The organism is Ruegeria sp. THAF33 (assembly GCF_009363615.1).
GTDB lineage: Bacteria > Pseudomonadota > Alphaproteobacteria > Rhodobacterales > Rhodobacteraceae > Ruegeria.
In genome coordinates this window covers 1,852,315-1,869,096 of the sequence record NZ_CP045384.1, presented here as the reverse complement: position 1 = coordinate 1,869,096, position 16,782 = coordinate 1,852,315, and the positions used below count along the sequence as shown (strand labels likewise).

Below are 16,782 nucleotides of genomic sequence, written 5' to 3'. Positions count from 1 at the left end.
CAGCAGATGAATTTCCACGAGGTGAGATTTCCCGCCAGCCTGAGCTTTGGCTCGGTCGGGGGGCCGGAACGGCGCACGGACATCGTGACGCTGGCCAATGGTTTTGAAGAGCGCAACACGCCTTGGGCCCATTCGCGTCGCCGATATGATGCGGGGCTGGGGATGCGGTCGCTGGACGATATCGAGACACTGATTTCGTTCTTCGAAGCGCGGCAGGGTCAGATGTTCGGCTTTCGCTGGAAAGACTGGTCGGATTTCAAATCCGGCAAGGCCACGGCGGACATCAATTTCGGAGATCAGGTGATCGCCAAAGGCGACGGAACACGCACCGAGTTCCAGTTGATCAAGACCTACCAATCGGGCGGGGTAAGCTATGCGCGCCCCATCGTGAAACCGGTATTGGGGACGGTGCGTCTGGGGCTGGATCAGGATGAGGTCCGCGAGGGCGTGGATTTTGACGTTGATCTGACGACGGGCAGGGTCACGTTTGCGGACCCGCCGCCGGAAGAGGTCGATATCACCGCGGGTTTTGAATTTGATGTGCCGGTGCGTTTTGACACCGACAAAATCCAGACCAGTGTGGCCAGTTTCCAGGCCGGCGACGTACCTAATGTTCCAGTGGTCGAGGTGCGCATCTGATGGCTGAAGATATTAAGGGTCTGCACGCGCATCTGCAAAGCGGGTTGACAACGGTCTGCCGCTGTTGGGCGATCAAACGCACGGACGGGCAGGAATACGGTTTCACCGACCACGACATGGAGCTGAGTTTTGACGGGTTGACCTTCAAGGCCAGTACCGGCCTGACGGCCGCCGCCATCGAGCAGGCCACGGGCCTGTCCATCGACAACACGGAAGCGATGGGCGCCCTGTCTGACGCGGCCATTCGCGACGAGGATATCGAAGCGGGGCGTTTTGACGGGGCCGAAGTGCGCGCCTGGCTTGTCAATTGGGCAGATCTGGATCAGCGCGTCCTTCAGTTCCGTGGTTCTATCGGTGAATTGCGCCGCTCTGGCGGCGCGTTCCATGCGGAATTGCGTGGCCTGACCGACTTGCTGAACCGCCCTTTGGGGCGCGTTTACCAAAAGCCTTGCACGGCTGTGTTGGGGGATCGGGCCTGCCGGTTCAACACCGACACGCCGGGGTATTGGTTCGACGGTGTGATCTCGGGTTTCGATGGCGGCACCCTTTTGCATGTTGTAGGAGGCCAGACCATTGAAGAAGGCTGGTTCGAACGGGGGCGCGTGGATGTTTTGTCCGGTTCTGCCAAGGGGTTGTGGTCTTCGATCAAGAATGACAGGCAGACGGCAACCGGGCGCGAGATCACGCTTTGGTCCGGTTTCGGGGCAAGCCTGGCGATCGGCGACAGTGTGAAACTGCGGGCAGGATGCGACAAACGCATGGAAACCTGCCAGTTCAAGTTCAACAACTTTCTGAATTTTCAAGGGTTTCCAGATCTTCCGGGCGAAGACTGGGTCATGGCTGTTCCCAAGAAAAGCAAAGCCAATAGCGGAGGCAGCTTACGATGACGATACGTAGAGAGGATATTGTGACAGAGGCGCGCAATTGGCTTGGAACGCCTTATATGCATCAGGCCTCGGTCAAAGGTGCCGGTGCGGATTGTCTGGGCCTGTTGCGCGGCGTTTGGCGCGCCGTGATCGGGCGGGAACCTGAATCTGTTCCGGCCTACAGCATGGACTGGTCCGAACCGCAGGGTGAGGAACGGATGTGGGTGGCTGCCAGACGGCATCTGGTCGAAAAACCAATAGGCGAGATGGCATCGGGGGATGTTCTGCTGTTTCGGATGCGCGATGCAAGCGTCGCCAAGCATCTGGGCATCGTCAGTACCACGCACCCCGAGCCGCGCTTTATTCACGCGTATTCCGGCCACGGCGTCGTGGAGAACGCACTGAGCAGGCCTTGGTGCCGCCGTATCGTTTCCTGTTTCGAATTCCCGATGGAGATGCATTGATGGCCACTATTCTTCTTTCTGCAGCCGGGGCCGCGCTGGGCGGTTCGATCGGGGGCACGGTTGCGGGCCTTTCAACCGCAATTATCGGTCGGGCCGTTGGTGCGACGGTCGGGCGGGTCCTTGATCAGAAGTTCTTTAACCAGTCCGTTATGGGCAGCGGCAGTGAAGTCGTTGAAACCGGCCGTATGGATAGGTTTCGGTTGACGGAAACCGGCGAAGGTGTGCCGGTGACCACCGTGTTTGGCCGTATGCGTGTGGGTGGTCAGGTCATTTGGGCTTCGGATTTTCTCGAGACCCAGACGACCACCACAGAGGGTGGCGGCGGCGGGGGCAAGGGGAAACCCAAGACCCCTGAGGTGACTACCGTCACGTACAGTTACTCGATTTCGCTGGCGATTGCGGTTGGCGCCGGTGAGATTGCCGATGTCGCGCGGATTTGGGCGGATGGAGAGGAACAAGATCGATCCAGCCTCAACATGCGGGTTTACCATGGCACGTGGGATCAGTTGCCGGATCCTCTGATCGAGGCGATTGAAGGCGCTGGAACGGTTCCAGCATATCGCGGAACCGCCTATGTCGTGATCGAGGATTTCCCGCTCGGCGCTTTCGGCAACCGGGTGCCGCAGTTTTCATTTGAAGTTGTGCGCCCCACGCAGCGGGACATGCCCGATCACGACAGTGCATTGCCTCAGATCGTGCGCGGGGTCGCCATGATACCTGGGACCGGAGAATACGCTCTGGCCAGCTCTCAGGTGAATTATTCACAATCTGGCAAGAGCTGGCCTGCAAACGCACATTCCGCGTCAGGCACCTCGGATATTGTCTCCTCGACCCGAGCGCTGGAAAGCGAGTTGCCCAATTGCGATGCTGCATCATTGGTGGTGTCGTGGTTCGGCGATGACCTGAGATGCGGACACTGCAAGATCCGGCCAAAGATCGAACAGCGTGAGAACGACAGCAGCGATATGCCCTGGATCGTATCTGATCAGGCCCGAAGCGACGCCGGGCTTGTGGTGCGACAGAACGGCCGCCCGGTCTATGGGGGGACTCCGGCTGATGCGGCCGTGGTCGAGGCGATCCGGCATCTGAACCAATCCGGCAAACGGGTGATGTTTTACCCATTCATCCTGATGGAGCAATTGCCGGGGAACGGGCTACCTGATCCCTGGTCGGATGCGTCAAGTCAGCATCACCTGCCATGGCGTGGGCGGATCACCCTCGATGTGGCGCCGGGGCGTCCGGGTTCTGCGGACCAGACGGCATCGGCCGATGCACAGGTCGCCGCGTTCTTCGGAACAGCACGTGCGCAAGATTTTGCGATCAACCAGGGTACGAACGGATCGGGCGGCACCGGCAGTGGCTCGGGTGGTCTGGTCAGGCCCAGACCGGGTGGTCGGCCTGACGACAGAGGGGATACCGGTTTAACTTGGGTCTCCGGGGGCGGTAGCTTTGGCGGGCTGCTGGGGGACAGCGGTGTCACGGCCAAAGAAATCATCACATATTCCGGCCCTCAGGAATGGAGCCTGCGGCGCTTCATTCTGCACTATGCCATGCTGTGCAAGGCTGCCGGCGGCGTTTCGTCGTTCTGCATCTCGTCCGAGATGCGTGGCCTGACGCAGATCAGGGGGGCTTCGGGCTTTCCGGCCGTTGCGCAGCTTCGCGCCTTGGCGGCCGAGGTGCGTCAGATTCTGGGGCCGGACACGAAAATCGGCTATGCAGCGGATTGGAGCGAGTATTTCGGATACCAGCCAAAGGGCACCAGCGACAGGTATTTTCACCTCGACCCTCTTTGGGCGGACGACAACATCGATTTCATCGGCATCGACAACTACATGCCGTTGTCCGATTGGCGTGACGGTGAACATCATCTGGACGCCGAGGCCGGCGCGCCTTCGATTTACGACCTGGGGTATCTTCGCAGCAATATCGAAGGCGGTGAAGGGTATGACTGGTACTACGCCTCTCCGGAAGAGGCGGAAGCGCAGATCAGGACTCCGATCAAAGATCAGGGGTATGACGAGCCGTGGATCTGGAGATACAAGGACCTGCGCAACTGGTGGTCGAATTCGCATCACGAACGGATCGGAGGTATGCGTCAACCCAACCCGACCGATTGGGTGCCCGAATCGAAACCGATCTGGTTCACCGAGTTGGGGTGTGCGGCAATCGACAAGGGCACGAATCAGCCGAACAAATTCCTGGACCCGAAGTCATCGGAATCGCTGTTGCCCGCGTATTCAAACGGGCTGCGCGACGACTTCATTCAGGTTCAGTATCTGACCGCGATGCTTGGCTATTGGAGCGATCCGAAGGTCAATCCGATCTCGGACATCTATGGCGCGCCGATGCTGGACATGGCAAACGCGTATGTCTGGGCATGGGATACCCGTCCGTTTCCGACCTTTCCGAACCTGAAAAGCCAGTGGGACGATGGCGAGAACTATCCCAGAGGGCACTGGCTGAACGGTCGGTCCGGGTCTCGCACGTTGGCCTCCGTGGTGACCGAAATCTGCCACGGTGCGGGTGTCACGGATATAGACGTCTCTGGTCTGTACGGTGTGGTCCGCGGGTATGTCATCGAAGACGTGACGAATGCCCGTTCCGCCTTGCAGCCGCTGATGCTGCGCTATGGGTTTGATGCGATCGAAAGGGATGGAGTGTTGAAGTTCCAGATGCGCGACGGGTATGGCGCGGTTGCCTTGAACCCCGATCATCTGGCGATCAGCCGCGATCTTGAAGGGACGGTCGAACACCGGCGTGAGGCCGAGGCCGAAATGACCGGGCGCGTTCGTCTGCGCTTTGTTCAGTCGGACGCGGATCATGATGTCGTCGCGGAAGAGGCGGTTTTGCCCGATGATCGCACCCATTCCGTATCCGTGAATGAGATGCCTCTGTCCATGACCCGTACCGAAGGGCGGCAAACGGCCGAACGCTGGTTGAGCGAAGCCAGAGTTTCCCGTGATACGGTTCGGTTTGCGCTTCCGCCGTCTCAAATGCATCTGGGGGCAGGGGATCTGGTTCGTTTGACAGATGCTGAAACCGGGCCGGTGTACCGGATCGACCGGTTGGAATCCGCCGACCTGCAACTGGTTGAAGCGGTCCGGATCGAACAGGGCGTGTACAAAGCGTCCGAATTGAATGACGACCTGGCAACGGTCAAACCATATGCGGCGCCGGTCCCCGTGCTGCCGGTTTTTCTGGACCTGCCCTTGATCACGGGGGCCGAGGCCCCTCATGCGCCCTATCTGGCCGTTACCGGAGATCCATGGCCCGGGGCGGCAGCGGTCTATTCCTCGTCCAGCGACGATAGCTATCGCCTGAGCGACGTCATTGCCCAGCGGGCCGTGGTCGGCGTGACCGAAACACCGCTGAGACGCGCCAATGTCGGTGTCTGGGATGAGGGCCCTGCCATGAAGGTCAAACTGCTTACGGGTCAGTTGGAATCCCGCCCACGCAGCTCGGTGATGAATGGCGTCAATCTGGCTGCAATCGGAGACGGAACACCCGGTAACTGGGAGGTTTTTCAGTTCGCTGACGCGGCGCTCGAGGCCCCGGATGTATACGCGTTGTCCGGGCGGCTCAGGGGTCAACTGGGAACAGACGCCTTGATGCCTGATGTCTGGCCGGACGGATCAGTATTCGTTCTGTTGAATGACAGGGTGCAACAGATCAGCCTGCTGCGAAACGAAAGGCGTCTTGCCAAACATTATCGCATTGGGCCTGCGACCCGCGGCTATGATGACCCGTCCTATCAACACCTGATTGCCTCGTTTGCAGGCAACGGATTGCGCCCCTATGCGCCTGTGCACATGCGGGTTCGGTCTGGTACCGCCGGGGATGAGCTTACGTGGATCCGACGTGCCCGAACGGATGCGGATGACTGGTCGGGGCTGGAGATTCCCCTGGGCGAAGAAAGCGAATCCTACCTGGTCCGTGTCATTTCGGTTGGAACCGTTCTGCGCGAAGAACTGATATCCGAACCAAGGTGGACCTATTCGACTGCCATGAAAGCTGCGGATGGTCTGTCCGGGAGCTATGAGGTCGAAGTGGCCCAAGTATCTGCTGTATTCGGACCGGGTGCTTGGTCGCGTCTTGCGGTTGGGCAAGCTGCCTGATGCGGCCGGTTCTGCATGGGGATGTCAGTGCTGCGGCGCGCGCCTTGCTGGCCGTGCCGCAGCCGGACAGGGGGGCTTTGTGTGTGCGGATGATCCACGAGGCGGAATTGGCCGACAGGCATTTGGAGCGCACGGGCAAGCTCCACCCGGTTTACGGCAATGGTTCTCTCATGGCTGTTGCGCGAAACAGGGCCCTGGCCGATGAACCCGGGTTTGACGATCTGCAATATTGCCAGTGTTTTGAGATGGTTCTGCACCAGCTTGCCAGATTTCAGGCTAGCCGGACGCGCAGCTGACGCATTTGCTGGCAGCCAGATCCAGATTCAGCCGCCCATCCGGAATGCGCTCTCCGCAGTCTTCGCAATATCCGAACTCGCCGTCGTCAAGCCGTTCCAACGCGGCCAGAAGCCGGCGTGTTTCCATGTCGCGATTGGCCTGCTGTGCCTTGGCCATGGCTTGATTTTGCAGCGCATCCATGCGGCTCAGCCGTCCAACGGCCTGTTGATCCAGCTCGACAACAGCCTGAGCCTGCTGCCCCGACGCTGACATCTGCTGCAATTCCGCCAATCGTTCGCGAATTCGTGTTTCGAAATGGGTGCGCTCTGACTCATTCATTTTCGTTACATGACCGATCATGGGTTTGCGTTTGGTCTTTTTGCCACTAAATGGCATTCTAGGCGCAGCAAAGGATCAAAGCCATGTTCGAAAAGCGCAGCCATGTGACACCGGTTGATCCGGTCTGGACCCGTATCACATCCGAGGCCCATGCGGCCGTCGAGAAAGAGCCCCTCATGGGGGGGCTCGTGCACGCCTGTATCCTGCATCACCGCAGCCTTGAACGGGCGCTTTCATATCGGGTGGCGGCCAAGCTGTGCTCGAACGAAATGTCGATGATGGTTCTGCGTGAAATCGTGGATGAGGCATATGCCGACGATCCGGGTTTGCTCGAAGCTGCTCGGGCGGACCTTATGGCCGTTTACGAACGTGACCCGGCCTGTCATCGGCTGTTGCAGCCGATCCTGTATTTCAAAGGGTACCAGGCCATGCAGGCATATCGCGTGGCCCATTGGTTGTGGCGCAAGGGGCGCTATGATCTGGCCTATTTCTTCCAGATGCGCTCATCCGAAATTTTCGGGATCGACATTCACCCGGCAGCCAAAATCGGCAAGGGCATCATGATTGACCATGCCCATTCCATCGTGATTGGCGAGACGGCAGTGGTGGGTGACAACGTGTCGATGCTGCACTCGGTGACACTGGGCGGAACCGGAAAGGAAGAAGAAGACCGTCATCCAAAAATCGGAGACGGTGTTCTGATCGGAGCCGGGGCCAAGGTGCTGGGCAATATCACCATTGGCCATTGCAGCCGCATCGCGGCCGGTTCGGTGGTGCTGCAAGAGGTGCCGCCCTGCAAGACCGTCGCCGGTATCCCCGCCAAGATCGTGGGGGAAGCCGGGTGCGACCAGCCTTCGATCTCGATGGATCATATGCTGGGTAAGGATCAGTAACAGTTCAGCGAGAGCGGTTGGCGCGTTTGTCCAACCGCTTGCGCCGCCGTTCTTCCCGTTTTTGTTTGCGAAGCTCCTGCCGTCTGTCCTGTGCGGCTTTGTGCCGGGCAATCGCGGCCGGATCGTTTGGCTTAAACTTTGAATGCTCACCCGGATAGCCGTTGGGCTTTGCCATGGCACATTCAGGTGCCGTGGCTGCGGGTATCGCCAAAACAGTCAGGCTGAGAATGAGATTTCTTGAGAGCATCGCGCACCTGCCTTCCGTCTGCTTCTGAAGGAAGTGGGGCGTTTGGATGGATCGGGCAATCGGTGCCCCGATCACGCAAGTTCAACTCAGTGCAAACACTTGAGGCTGCCCGCGCTCCGGCTGTCCGGGGCGCGGGCATCATTCGGGTCGTCAGGCCAGCATGACCATCGGGTTTTCCAGGTTGTCGACAATAGCCTTGAGCAGTTCTGCCCCCAGCGCGCCGTCGATGACGCGGTGATCGACGGACATGGTAACGGACATTACGGTTGCCACCGTCAGTTCTCCATCATCCCCGACAACGGGCTTTTTCACGCCGGTACCCACCGCCAGAATGCCGGCATGAGGCGGGTTCACGATGGCGTCGAAATTGTCGATGCCGAACATGCCGAGGTTCGAGATGGCAAACGTGCCACCCTGATACTCGTGCGGTGCCAGCTTGCGTTCGCGGGCGCGGGCGGCGAGATCCTTCATCTCGGTCGAAAGCGCCGACAGAGATTTCATGTCGGCGTCCTGAAGAACCGGGGTGAACAACCCGCCCTCGATCGCGACCGCTACGGCCACGTCCGACGGCTTGAGTTGCAGCACGCGGTCACCCGCCCAGACGGCGTTGCATTCGGGCACCTGCTGAAGCGCGTTGGCGACGGCCTTGATGATGAAGTCGTTGACGCTCAGCTTCACGCCACGGCCTTCCAACTGCTTGTTCAACTGGCTGCGGAACTTGAGCAACGCGTCCAGCTTGATGTCACGACGCAGATAGAAATGCGGGATGGTCTGTTTGGCTTCGGACAGGCGCGCGGCGATGGTTTTGCGCATACCGTCCAGCTGGATTTCCTCGTACTCGCGCCCTTCATACATCCGAGCGACCATGTCTGCCGACGGCCCGGTTGGTGCCGCAGGCGCAGATGGAGCAGCGGTAGCAGGCGCTGGAGCAGCTGCAGCCGGTGCGGCTGTGGCGCTTTCCACATCCGCCTTGACGATGCGACCATGCGGGCCAGAGCCGGCGATCTGCGATAGATCAAGACCTTTTTGCGCCGCAATGCGACGGGCCAGTGGTGAGGCGAAAACACGACCGCCATCAGCCTTGACCGGAGCAGCCGGGGCAGGGGCAGAGGCTGGCGTCTCGGACGCCGCTGGCGCTGCAGTTTCTGCTGCGGGCGCAGCCGCAGGCGCGGCGGCAGGCGTCGCACCAATGTCATCTGCGCTTTCGCCGTCTTCCAGCAGAACAGCAATGGCGGTGTTGACCTTAACGCCTTCGGTTCCCTCGGCGATCAGGATCTTACCGATGGTGCCTTCATCAACGGCTTCGAACTCCATCGTGGCCTTGTCGGTTTCGATCTCGGCCAGCAGGTCGCCAGAGGAAACGGTGTCGCCTTCCTTGACCAGCCATTTGGCAAGCGTGCCTTCCTCCATGGTGGGTGAAAGGGCGGGCATCAGAATTTCGGTGGGCATCTGTCTGTCGCTCCTTACCGGTAGGTCACTTGTTTGACGGCGGCGATCACCTCATCGGTGGTGATCAGGGCCAGCTTTTCGAGGTTCGCGGCGTAGGGCATCGGTACATCTTTGCCGGTGCAGTTGATGACCGGGGCGTCGAGATAGTCGAACGCTTCCTGCATCACGACCGAACTGATGTAGCTGCCGACCGAACCTTGCGGCCAACCTTCTTCCACAGTCACCAGACGGTTCGTCTTCATCACCGAGTTGATGATTGCGCCAGTGTCCATCGGGCGGATTGTGCGCAGGTCGATAACTTCGGCACTGATGCCTTCTTCCGCCAGTTTGTCGGCGGCTTCGAGTGCGTATTGCATGCCAATGCCGAAGCTGACGATGGTCACATCCGAACCTTCGCGCCAAATACGTGCCTTGCCCAGCGGGATGGTCAGATCATCCACCTGCGGCACGTCGAAAGAACGCCCGTAGAGGATTTCGTTTTCCAGGAAGACAACCGGGTTGGGGTCGCGGATCGCCGATTTCAGCAGGCCCTTGGCGTCGGCTGCGGAATAGGGCATCACCACCTTCAGGCCGGGGATCTGCATGTACCAGGCAGCATAGTCCTGGCTGTGCTGGGCAGCCACGCGCGCGGCGGCGCCGTTGGGGCCGCGGAAGACGATCGGACAACCCATCTGACCGCCGGACATGTACAGCGTCTTGGCGGCCGAGTTGATGATCTGGTCGATCGCCTGCATCGCGAAGTTGAAGGTCATGAACTCGACAATCGGTTTCAGACCTCCAAAGGCTGAACCAACGGCGATGCCTGCAAAACCGTGCTCGGTGATCGGCGTATCGATAACGCGCTTGGGGCCAAACTCGTCCAGCAGACCTTGGCTGATTTTATACGCGCCCTGATATTCGGCGACTTCTTCACCCATCAGGTAGACGTCTTCGTCACCACGCATTTCCTCGGCCATCGCGTCACGCAGCGCTTCACGGACGGTTTCGGACTTCATCTCTGCATCTGCGGGCCAATCGGGCGACAGGTCAACGACCGGAGCAGCGGGGGCAGCGGCAGGAGCGGGGGCCTCAACCGCCGCAGGGGCGGCCTCGGTCACCGCTGCGGCTGCGGGGGCAGCCGCTGGCAGGGCAGAGGCGTCTTCGCCTTCTTCCACCAGAACCGCGATAGGGGTGTTCACCTTGACCCCTTCGGTACCTTCAGCGATCAGGATCTTGCCAATGATGCCTTCATCAACGGCTTCAAATTCCATCGTCGCCTTGTCGGTTTCGATCTCGGCCATGATATCGCCAGAGCTTACAGTGTCGCCTTCCTTGACCAGCCATTTGGCCAGGGTGCCCTCTTCCATTGTGGGCGAAAGGGCGGGCATGAGAATTTCGGTTGCCATGTCTTATTCGTCCTCTCAGGCGTAAATGTCAGTCCAGAGCTCTTCGACGGAAGGCTCGGGGCTTTCTTTCGAGAATTCGGCGGCTTGATTGACGACCTCTTTGATTTCTTTATCGATCGCCTTCAGATCATCCTCGGTTGCGTGTTTGCCGGTCAGCAGCAGCTCGCGCACATGTTCGATCGGATCGCTTTGTTCGCGGACCTTCTGAACTTCTTCGCGGGTGCGGTACTTGGCCGGGTCAGACATCGAGTGGCCGCGATACCGGTAGGTTTTAACCTCAAGGATGTAAGGGCCTTTGCCCGCACGGCAGTGGGCCACGGCTTTCTCACCTGCGGCCTTAACCGCCAACACATCCATACCGTTGACGATCTCGCCGGGAATGCCAAACGCCTCGCCGCGCACGTAGATGTCTGGCGACGATGTTGATCGCGCCTGCGCTGTACCCATGGCGTATTGGTTGTTTTCGATCACAAAGACCACTGGCAGATCCCAGAGAGCGGCCATGTTGAACGTCTCATAGACCTGACCCTGGTTGGCCGCGCCATCACCGAAATAGGTGAATGTCACGCCACCGTTCTCTTTGTATTTGTCAGCAAAGGCCAGACCTGCGCCCAGCGGAACCTGTGCACCAACGATGCCATGGCCCCCATAGAAATGCTTTTCTTTCGAGAACATGTGCATCGAGCCGCCCTTGCCCTTGGACAGGCCGCCTTCGCGCCCGGTCAGTTCGGCCATCACGCCGCCCGGGTCCATGCCACAGGCCAGCATATGGCCGTGGTCACGATACGAGGTGATCCGCTTGTCGCCGTCCTGTGCTGCCGCTTCGAGCCCGACAACAACCGCCTCTTGACCGATGTACAGGTGGCAGAATCCGCCGATCAGGCCCATGCCATAAAGCTGACCCGCCTTTTCTTCGAATCGACGGATCAGAAGCATCTCGCGGTAGTATGTCTTGAGTTCTTCCGCAGAAACATTTGGTTTCTTTGTGGTTTTTCGCGCAGCCATAGTGGCGATCTCCCCCTTTCGGCAAGATAGTTTAGCGTTAAACTATCTCATAAAGCATTTGGGGCTTTCTGGCGAGGGGAAATGTGACGCAGCGTCCGCGCGGGCGTGGCGCAGCCGACAGGCAAAGCGATGCGACGATGGTCCGAAGGCGTCCGGCAGCCCAAAAAGGATCAGCGGATCACGATCTCATCTGCCCGGATCATGCCAAGAACCGAACGCGCCTGCTGATCGAGCAGGTCAAGATCCAGATAGGTGTCGGACAGGCGCCGGGTCAGGTTTTCCAATTCGGCGATTTGGGCATTCAGCTTTTCCAGGTCCTGTGACAGGGCGTCCCGTTCCGCAGCAATTTCGACCCGCCGAAACAGGCCATAGTCACCTTGTACGGCGGCAAAGGTGAAATACACACCAAGCATGAAAGCCACCGAGAAGAAGATGATTGAGCCCAAACCGGGCCGATGGGAACGGGACACTCTGTTTACCGCCGTATGAAAACTAGCCTCAAAAACGTGCCCTTTGCGAGCATCTGAACACACTATGTCACAGGTGATTCGGGTTGTGAATCCCCTGTTTCGATTTTTTCATGAGTTATTTAAGCGCGTCCTGATCCGCGTCAGCGCCATGATTCCAGCGCCTGATTTCGCGCGACGGTCTGTTCTTTCATGCAGGTCCAGTAGAACATCGGTGCAGCGCTGCCGCCGCCCGACCATTCCTTGTCGCAGGTTGCGTCTCGGGCCTTCAGCCAGGCGCGTTGTTCGGTCAGAAGGGCATCACCGTCGCCGCGCGCATCGGCTGCGGGTTTGATCTGTGCCCACAACCGGTTGAGTTCGCGATCTGCGGCCTCCCATTGTTCCTTGGCGCAGAAATTGGCGTCAAGCTGGGTTTGGCCGCTGCAACTGGATTGAGCAGCGGCAGAGCAGGGCAGCATTATTAGGACAAGAAGGTAAATTGGCTTCACCGCAATATCCCCCGTTCAAAAGGGGATACTACCATGGACCATGTCAGGCGATCAAAGGCGGCAAGTGGTGCTTACTGATCCAGCGCTGCGACACCGGGCAGCGTTTTGCCTTCCATCCATTCCAGAAACGCGCCACCCGCGGTCGAGATATAGGTGAAGTCCTTGGCGGCACCCGAGGCGTTCAGGGCAGCAACCGTGTCTCCACCTCCGGCGACCGAGATCAGCTGGCCCGAACGGCTGAGCGCGGCCGCCTTCAAGGCGGCGGCATTGGTGGCGGCGTCGAACGGTTCCAGTTCGAATGCGCCCAGCGGTCCGTTCCAGATCAGGGTTTTGCTTTTTTCGAATATCTCGATGATCGCGGCCACGCTTTCGGGGCCAGCGTCCAGGATCATGCCATCTTCGGGGCATTGATCCGCAGGCAAAACCTGATGAGGGGCGTTGGCTTCAAACGTTTCGGCAACCACGACGTCACGTGGCAGAACGATCTGACAGCCGGTGCTTTCGGCTTTGGTCAGAATTTCGGCTGCGGTGTCTTTCATCGCAGTTTCGGCCAGCGATTTTCCGACACTGACACCTTGCGCGACAAGGAACGTATTGGCCATGCCGCCACCGATCACCAGATAATCGACCTTGTCGATCAGGTTGCCCAGCAATTCCAGCTTGGTCGAAACCTTGGCCCCGCCCACAACCGCTGTTACGGGGCGTTCGGGCGCGCCTAACGCGCTTTCCAGTGCCTGCAACTCGGCCTGCATCAAACGACCGGCACAGGCGGGCAGCAGGCGCGCGATGGCCTCGGTCGAGCTGTGGGCCCGGTGCGCCGCTGAAAACGCGTCGTTGCAGTACACGTTACCCAGCCTGGCCATACCTGCGGCCAGATCGGCATCGTTCTTGGTTTCCGCAGCGTGAAAACGCGTGTTCTCAAGTAACAGCACCTGGCCGGGCTGCAACGCCTGCGCCGCCAGTTCGGCCTCGGTTCCGACACAGTCGGCGGCAAACAGGACTTTGGCGTCAAAAGCGCTTTCGAGGGTCGGAACCAGTTGCTTGAGCGACAGGTTCTCGCGCCGCTCTCCTCCGGGGCGACCGAAATGGGCCAGAAGGATCGGTTTGCCGCCTGCGGCCAGAATATCGCGCACCGTCGGCACGATTCTCTGGATGCGGGTGGCGTCGGTCACAACACCGTCAACCACGGGCACGTTGATATCCACACGCACAAGTACGCGTTTGCCGTTCAGGTCCATATCGTCCAGTGTTTTCCAGCCCATTGTGCGATCCTTGTCATTGGCAAATGATTTAGGCGGTTCTTTTCCTGCAATTTGCCCTCAGGTCAATGCGTCACTTGGCATTCGTACGCGTGCGTCATAGGTATTTGCGCAAGATAAACGACAGGAGGGCCTCATGGCCGAGATCAAGGATCCCGAAAACACGATCATCATCGAGCTGAAAGACGGCAATGTCGTCATCGAGCTGCTGCCGGATGTGGCGCCTTTGCACAGCGCGCGGATGAAAGAACTGGCCCGCAGCGGAGAATACGACAACGTGGCCTTTCACCGAGTGATCGACGGCTTCATGGCCCAAACCGGTGACGTGCAGCATGGCGACATGGAAGATGGGTTCAACCTGCGTATGGCGGGGACCGGCGGTTCGTCGCTGCCGAACGTACCGGCAGAGTTCTCCAAGCTGCCCCATGATCGCGGTACGCTGGGCGCGGCCCGGTCGCAGAACCCGGATTCAGCCAACTCTCAGTTCTTCATCAACTTCAAGGACAACCACTTCCTGAACGGTCAATACACCGTTTACGGCCGTGTCATCGAAGGCATGGAGCATGTGGACGCGATCGTACGTGGCGAGCCGCCTGCGAACCCCGACCGCATGATCAGCGTCAAGGTGGCCGCAGATGTATAAGCTTGCCGCCACCTTTGCCTTGCTGGCAAGCCCGGCGCTGGCCAGCGGTTTGCAGATCGAGGTCGAAGGGGAAGGGGCCAATGGCACGATCTCCATCGATCTGTTCGAAGATGTCGCGCCGAAGCACGTGGAACAGATCACGGTACTGGCTGCGGACGGCAAGTATGATGGTGTGGTGTTCCACCGCGTGATCGAAGGTTTCATGGCCCAGACCGGCGATGTTCAATACGGCAATTCCACCGCGAACGGCTTTGACATGCGGTATGCCGGGCGTGGTGGGTCAGACCGCCCGGATCTGCCGGCTGAGTTTTCTGATCTGACCTTTGATCGTGGCGTGGTCGGCATGGCCCGGTCGCAAAACCCGGATTCAGCCAATTCGCAGTTCTTTATCATGTTCGAACCCGGCCCGTTTCTGGATGGCCAGTACACCGTGGTCGGTCAGGTGACCGACGGGATGGACGTGGTGGATGCAATCAAACGGGGGCATTCCCAGACCGGAGCGGTTACGGGACAGCCCGACGTGATGAAAAAAGTCACCGTCACCGAATGAACCGAAACAGCCCGGCGTTTCAAAGAGCGCCGGGCTGTTCCTTTTGGTAGATTGAACGAAACTCAATCGTCTTTTGACATCGCTTTCCAGATGACCGCACCGATCGCGCCGCCGATCAGCGGGGCCACCCAGAACAGCCACAGCTGTGACAGGGCAGGGCCGTCGGCAAACAGGGCGACGCCTGTGGACCGGGCCGGGTTGACCGAAGTGTTGGTGACCGGAATTGATACCAGGTGGATCAGGGTCAAGGCCAGACCAATTGCGATGGGGGCGAAACCAGCCGGCGCCTTGTCCGAGGTTGCACCCAGGATGATCAGGATGAAGAAAGCGGTCATCACGATCTCGATCACCAGAGCGGACATCAAAGAATACCCGCCGGGCGAGGCCTCACCATATCCGTTGGACGCAAATCCCCCGACGCCGGCGAAGTCGGGCGCACCGCTGACGATCAGATACAGAACCACTGCGGCGGCGATGGCGCCGATGACCTGAGCGATCCAGTAGGGCAGCAGATCCTTTGCCGGAAACCGCCCGCCGATCATCAGACCCAGGCTGACCGCCGGATTGAAGTGCCCGCCCGAGATATGGCCAACCGTGTAAGCCATTGTCAGAACCGTCAGGCCGAAGGCGAAGGAAACGCCAAGCCACCCAATGCCGACATCTGCAACGCCCGCTGCCAATACGGCACTGCCGCAACCTCCGAGAACCAGCCAGAAGGTGCCGAAGAACTCGGCCAGTAGTTTTGATGACATGAAATTTCCTCCACAATGCAATGCGCTTAAGCGTAGTTCATAAATTAACTTTTGTTAAATTGTGCCGAACGGGGAATTTTCCCGGCACCCTCGCACCAGGTGTCGAAAAGCCCTTAGTGCCATTGAGAAGGGTCCAGGTGAAACAGCTTGGAGAGTTGCTTGTAAACCTCCGGGTCCGACCTGCGCAGGGCCTTTGGTCGCTCAAAAAACACTTCAACCGAAACGGCGAAAAACTCCTCGTGCCCTTCCGCGCCATAGGGGTCGATTACGGTTGGCTGCCCGGAATCGACGGCGCGGACATGCGCGTCATAGGCTGTCAGGAATGCGGATTCCCATTCTGAAAAGCTTTGGTCGTCGCTAAGTACGGGCACTCCGTTGGCCGACCCTGTCAGATCGTCGATCTGATGGGCAAATTCGTGAAACACAACATTTTGGCCGTCATGATCGTTCATGGCCCCGCGCTGGCTATGCGCCCAGGACAGGATCACCGGGCCGCGGTTCCAGCTTTCCCCTGTGCGCACGATTTCCTTCTCGGTGACGACATAGCCGCTGTGCCGGCTCTGCCTGGATTTGAATGCGCTGGGATAGATCAGGATGGTGGTCAGATTGTCATACCAGAGATCGGTATTCACAACCAGCAGACAGGCTTGCGCGGCGATGGACAGTTGCATGTCTTCGGTAACGTCCAGGCCGTCACACCCAATGAATTCAACCTGATCAAGGAACAGGTTGATCTTGCCCTCCAGCTTTGCGCGCAGGCCTTGCGGCAGTTTCCGCAAAATCGGGACCTGAGCGTCGACAAGCTGCCGTTGTTTGTCAGTCAACGGCGCGGCCAACAGGGCGTGGCGCGCCTGTCGTTTGGACCAGAAGTAAAAGACCAGACCTGCGGCGATCACCGCAATAAGTGTCAGAAAAATCAACATGGCCCGACCCTAACGTGATCCC

The 16,782-nt window shown here is 59.2% G+C and carries 18 protein-coding genes; 8 read left to right on the top strand and 10 right to left on the bottom strand.

The genetic code is table 11. From position 1 onward, the window contains the following. The first annotated feature begins 6 nt into the window (after positions 1-6). The 5 genes from FIU92_RS09350 to FIU92_RS09325 are packed head-to-tail and all read left to right on the top strand — an operon-like array spanning position 7 to position 6,380. Positions 7-639, top strand: a complete 633-nt coding sequence (locus FIU92_RS09350) for a DUF2460 domain-containing protein (protein ID WP_152458309.1) — start codon at positions 7-9, stop codon at positions 637-639. Continuing rightward, positions 639-1,526, top strand: a complete 888-nt coding sequence (locus FIU92_RS09345) for a DUF2163 domain-containing protein (protein WP_152458308.1) — start codon at positions 639-641, stop codon at positions 1,524-1,526. Before FIU92_RS09350 ends, FIU92_RS09345 begins: the two co-directional genes overlap by 1 nt. Further along, positions 1,523-1,969 (top strand): NlpC/P60 family protein, encoded by a 447-nt coding sequence (locus tag FIU92_RS09340; protein WP_152458307.1) that lies wholly within the window; start codon positions 1,523-1,525, stop codon positions 1,967-1,969. Before FIU92_RS09345 ends, FIU92_RS09340 begins: the two co-directional genes overlap by 4 nt. Then, positions 1,969-6,084, top strand: coding sequence for a glycoside hydrolase/phage tail family protein (locus FIU92_RS22995; protein WP_254705284.1), 4,116 nt, complete (start codon positions 1,969-1,971; stop codon positions 6,082-6,084). Before FIU92_RS09340 ends, FIU92_RS22995 begins: the two co-directional genes overlap by 1 nt. Next, positions 6,084-6,380 (top strand): hypothetical protein, encoded by a 297-nt coding sequence (locus FIU92_RS09325; protein ID WP_152458306.1) that lies wholly within the window; start codon positions 6,084-6,086, stop codon positions 6,378-6,380. The genes FIU92_RS22995 and FIU92_RS09325 overlap by 1 nt, the downstream gene beginning before the upstream one ends. Here FIU92_RS09325 and FIU92_RS09320 read toward each other — a convergent pair. Further along, positions 6,361-6,720 (bottom strand): TraR/DksA C4-type zinc finger protein, encoded by a 360-nt coding sequence (locus tag FIU92_RS09320; protein ID WP_254705283.1) that lies wholly within the window; start codon positions 6,718-6,720, stop codon positions 6,361-6,363. The two genes, FIU92_RS09325 and FIU92_RS09320, sit on opposite strands and share 20 nt — an antisense overlap. 62 nt (positions 6,721-6,782) lie before the next feature. Here FIU92_RS09320 and cysE point away from each other — a divergent pair, with 62 nt between their 5' ends. Next, positions 6,783-7,592: a serine O-acetyltransferase gene (gene cysE, locus FIU92_RS09315; RefSeq protein WP_152458304.1), complete on the top strand. Its 810-nt coding sequence runs from the start codon at positions 6,783-6,785 to the stop codon at positions 7,590-7,592. A gap of 4 nt (positions 7,593-7,596) precedes the next feature. Here cysE and FIU92_RS22760 read toward each other — a convergent pair whose 3' ends face one another. The 7 genes from FIU92_RS22760 to pgk form a co-directional block, all read right to left on the bottom strand. Then, entirely contained in the window at positions 7,597-7,767 is a 171-nt protein-coding gene (locus FIU92_RS22760) for a hypothetical protein (RefSeq protein ID WP_171231439.1), read from the bottom strand. A 222-nt stretch (positions 7,768-7,989) separates the two neighbouring features. Then, complete coding sequence (locus FIU92_RS09310) at positions 7,990-9,288, bottom strand: pyruvate dehydrogenase complex dihydrolipoamide acetyltransferase (RefSeq protein WP_152458303.1); 1,299 nt, start codon at positions 9,286-9,288, stop codon at positions 7,990-7,992. Between the two features lie 14 nt (positions 9,289-9,302). Then, positions 9,303-10,673 (bottom strand): pyruvate dehydrogenase complex E1 component subunit beta, encoded by a 1,371-nt coding sequence (locus FIU92_RS09305; RefSeq protein ID WP_152458302.1) that lies wholly within the window; start codon positions 10,671-10,673, stop codon positions 9,303-9,305. Positions 10,674-10,688: 15 nt separating this feature from the next. After that, positions 10,689-11,678 carry a pyruvate dehydrogenase (acetyl-transferring) E1 component subunit alpha gene (gene pdhA / locus FIU92_RS09300; RefSeq protein WP_152458301.1) on the bottom strand — a complete coding sequence of 330 codons (990 nt, stop codon included), beginning with the start codon at positions 11,676-11,678 and terminating at the stop codon, positions 10,689-10,691. Between the two features lie 170 nt (positions 11,679-11,848). Further along, a complete protein-coding gene (locus tag FIU92_RS09295; protein ID WP_171115419.1) occupies positions 11,849-12,148 on the bottom strand; it encodes a septum formation initiator family protein in 300 nt (99 codons plus the stop codon). Between the two features lie 140 nt (positions 12,149-12,288). Beyond that, a complete protein-coding gene (locus FIU92_RS09290) occupies positions 12,289-12,603 on the bottom strand; it encodes a lysozyme inhibitor LprI family protein (RefSeq protein ID WP_172978479.1) in 315 nt (104 codons plus the stop codon). 101 nt (positions 12,604-12,704) lie between these two features. Continuing rightward, on the bottom strand, positions 12,705-13,895 hold the full coding sequence (gene pgk, locus FIU92_RS09285) for a phosphoglycerate kinase (RefSeq protein ID WP_152458299.1): 1,191 nt from the start codon (positions 13,893-13,895) through the stop codon (positions 12,705-12,707). 133 nt (positions 13,896-14,028) lie between these two features. Here pgk and FIU92_RS09280 point away from each other — a divergent pair, with 133 nt between their 5' ends. Together FIU92_RS09280 and FIU92_RS09275 are read left to right on the top strand one after the other, a co-directional pair. Further along, complete coding sequence (locus FIU92_RS09280; protein WP_152458298.1) at positions 14,029-14,535, top strand: peptidylprolyl isomerase; 507 nt, start codon at positions 14,029-14,031, stop codon at positions 14,533-14,535. After that, positions 14,528-15,085 (top strand): peptidylprolyl isomerase, encoded by a 558-nt coding sequence (locus FIU92_RS09275; RefSeq protein ID WP_152458297.1) that lies wholly within the window; start codon positions 14,528-14,530, stop codon positions 15,083-15,085. Before FIU92_RS09280 ends, FIU92_RS09275 begins: the two co-directional genes overlap by 8 nt. Before the next feature lie 62 nt (positions 15,086-15,147). On the opposite strand, the gene aqpZ is transcribed toward FIU92_RS09275, so the two are convergent. Beyond that, entirely contained in the window at positions 15,148-15,837 is a 690-nt protein-coding gene (aqpZ, locus tag FIU92_RS09270; protein WP_152458296.1) for an aquaporin Z, read from the bottom strand. A gap of 113 nt (positions 15,838-15,950) precedes the next feature. Then, on the bottom strand, positions 15,951-16,760 hold the full coding sequence (locus FIU92_RS09265) for a zinc-dependent peptidase (protein WP_152458295.1): 810 nt from the start codon (positions 16,758-16,760) through the stop codon (positions 15,951-15,953). Positions 16,761-16,782: the final 22 nt, after the last annotated feature.

Coding starts and splice junctions, on each gene's coding strand:
- FIU92_RS09280 (WP_152458298.1), top strand. CDS start 14,029: ATGGCCGAGATCAAGGATCCCGAAAACACGATCATCATCGAGCTGAAA.
- FIU92_RS09325 (WP_152458306.1), top strand. CDS start 6,084: ATGCGGCCGGTTCTGCATGGGGATGTCAGTGCTGCGGCGCGCGCCTTG.
- FIU92_RS09265 (WP_152458295.1), bottom strand. CDS start 16,760: ATGTTGATTTTTCTGACACTTATTGCGGTGATCGCCGCAGGTCTGGTC.
- aqpZ (WP_152458296.1), bottom strand. CDS start 15,837: ATGTCATCAAAACTACTGGCCGAGTTCTTCGGCACCTTCTGGCTGGTT.
- FIU92_RS09350 (WP_152458309.1), top strand. CDS start 7: ATGAATTTCCACGAGGTGAGATTTCCCGCCAGCCTGAGCTTTGGCTCG.
- FIU92_RS09275 (WP_152458297.1), top strand. CDS start 14,528: ATGTATAAGCTTGCCGCCACCTTTGCCTTGCTGGCAAGCCCGGCGCTG.
- FIU92_RS09310 (WP_152458303.1), bottom strand. CDS start 9,288: ATGCCCACCGAAATTCTGATGCCCGCCCTTTCACCCACCATGGAGGAA.
- FIU92_RS09340 (WP_152458307.1), top strand. CDS start 1,523: ATGACGATACGTAGAGAGGATATTGTGACAGAGGCGCGCAATTGGCTT.
- FIU92_RS22995 (WP_254705284.1), top strand. CDS start 1,969: ATGGCCACTATTCTTCTTTCTGCAGCCGGGGCCGCGCTGGGCGGTTCG.
- FIU92_RS09320 (WP_254705283.1), bottom strand. CDS start 6,720: ATGATCGGTCATGTAACGAAAATGAATGAGTCAGAGCGCACCCATTTC.
- pdhA (WP_152458301.1), bottom strand. CDS start 11,678: ATGGCTGCGCGAAAAACCACAAAGAAACCAAATGTTTCTGCGGAAGAA.
- FIU92_RS22760 (WP_171231439.1), bottom strand. CDS start 7,767: ATGGCAAAGCCCAACGGCTATCCGGGTGAGCATTCAAAGTTTAAGCCA.
- FIU92_RS09305 (WP_152458302.1), bottom strand. CDS start 10,673: ATGGCAACCGAAATTCTCATGCCCGCCCTTTCGCCCACAATGGAAGAG.
- pgk (WP_152458299.1), bottom strand. CDS start 13,895: ATGGGCTGGAAAACACTGGACGATATGGACCTGAACGGCAAACGCGTA.
- FIU92_RS09345 (WP_152458308.1), top strand. CDS start 639: ATGGCTGAAGATATTAAGGGTCTGCACGCGCATCTGCAAAGCGGGTTG.
- FIU92_RS09290 (WP_172978479.1), bottom strand. CDS start 12,603: ATGCTGCCCTGCTCTGCCGCTGCTCAATCCAGTTGCAGCGGCCAAACC.
- cysE (WP_152458304.1), top strand. CDS start 6,783: ATGTTCGAAAAGCGCAGCCATGTGACACCGGTTGATCCGGTCTGGACC.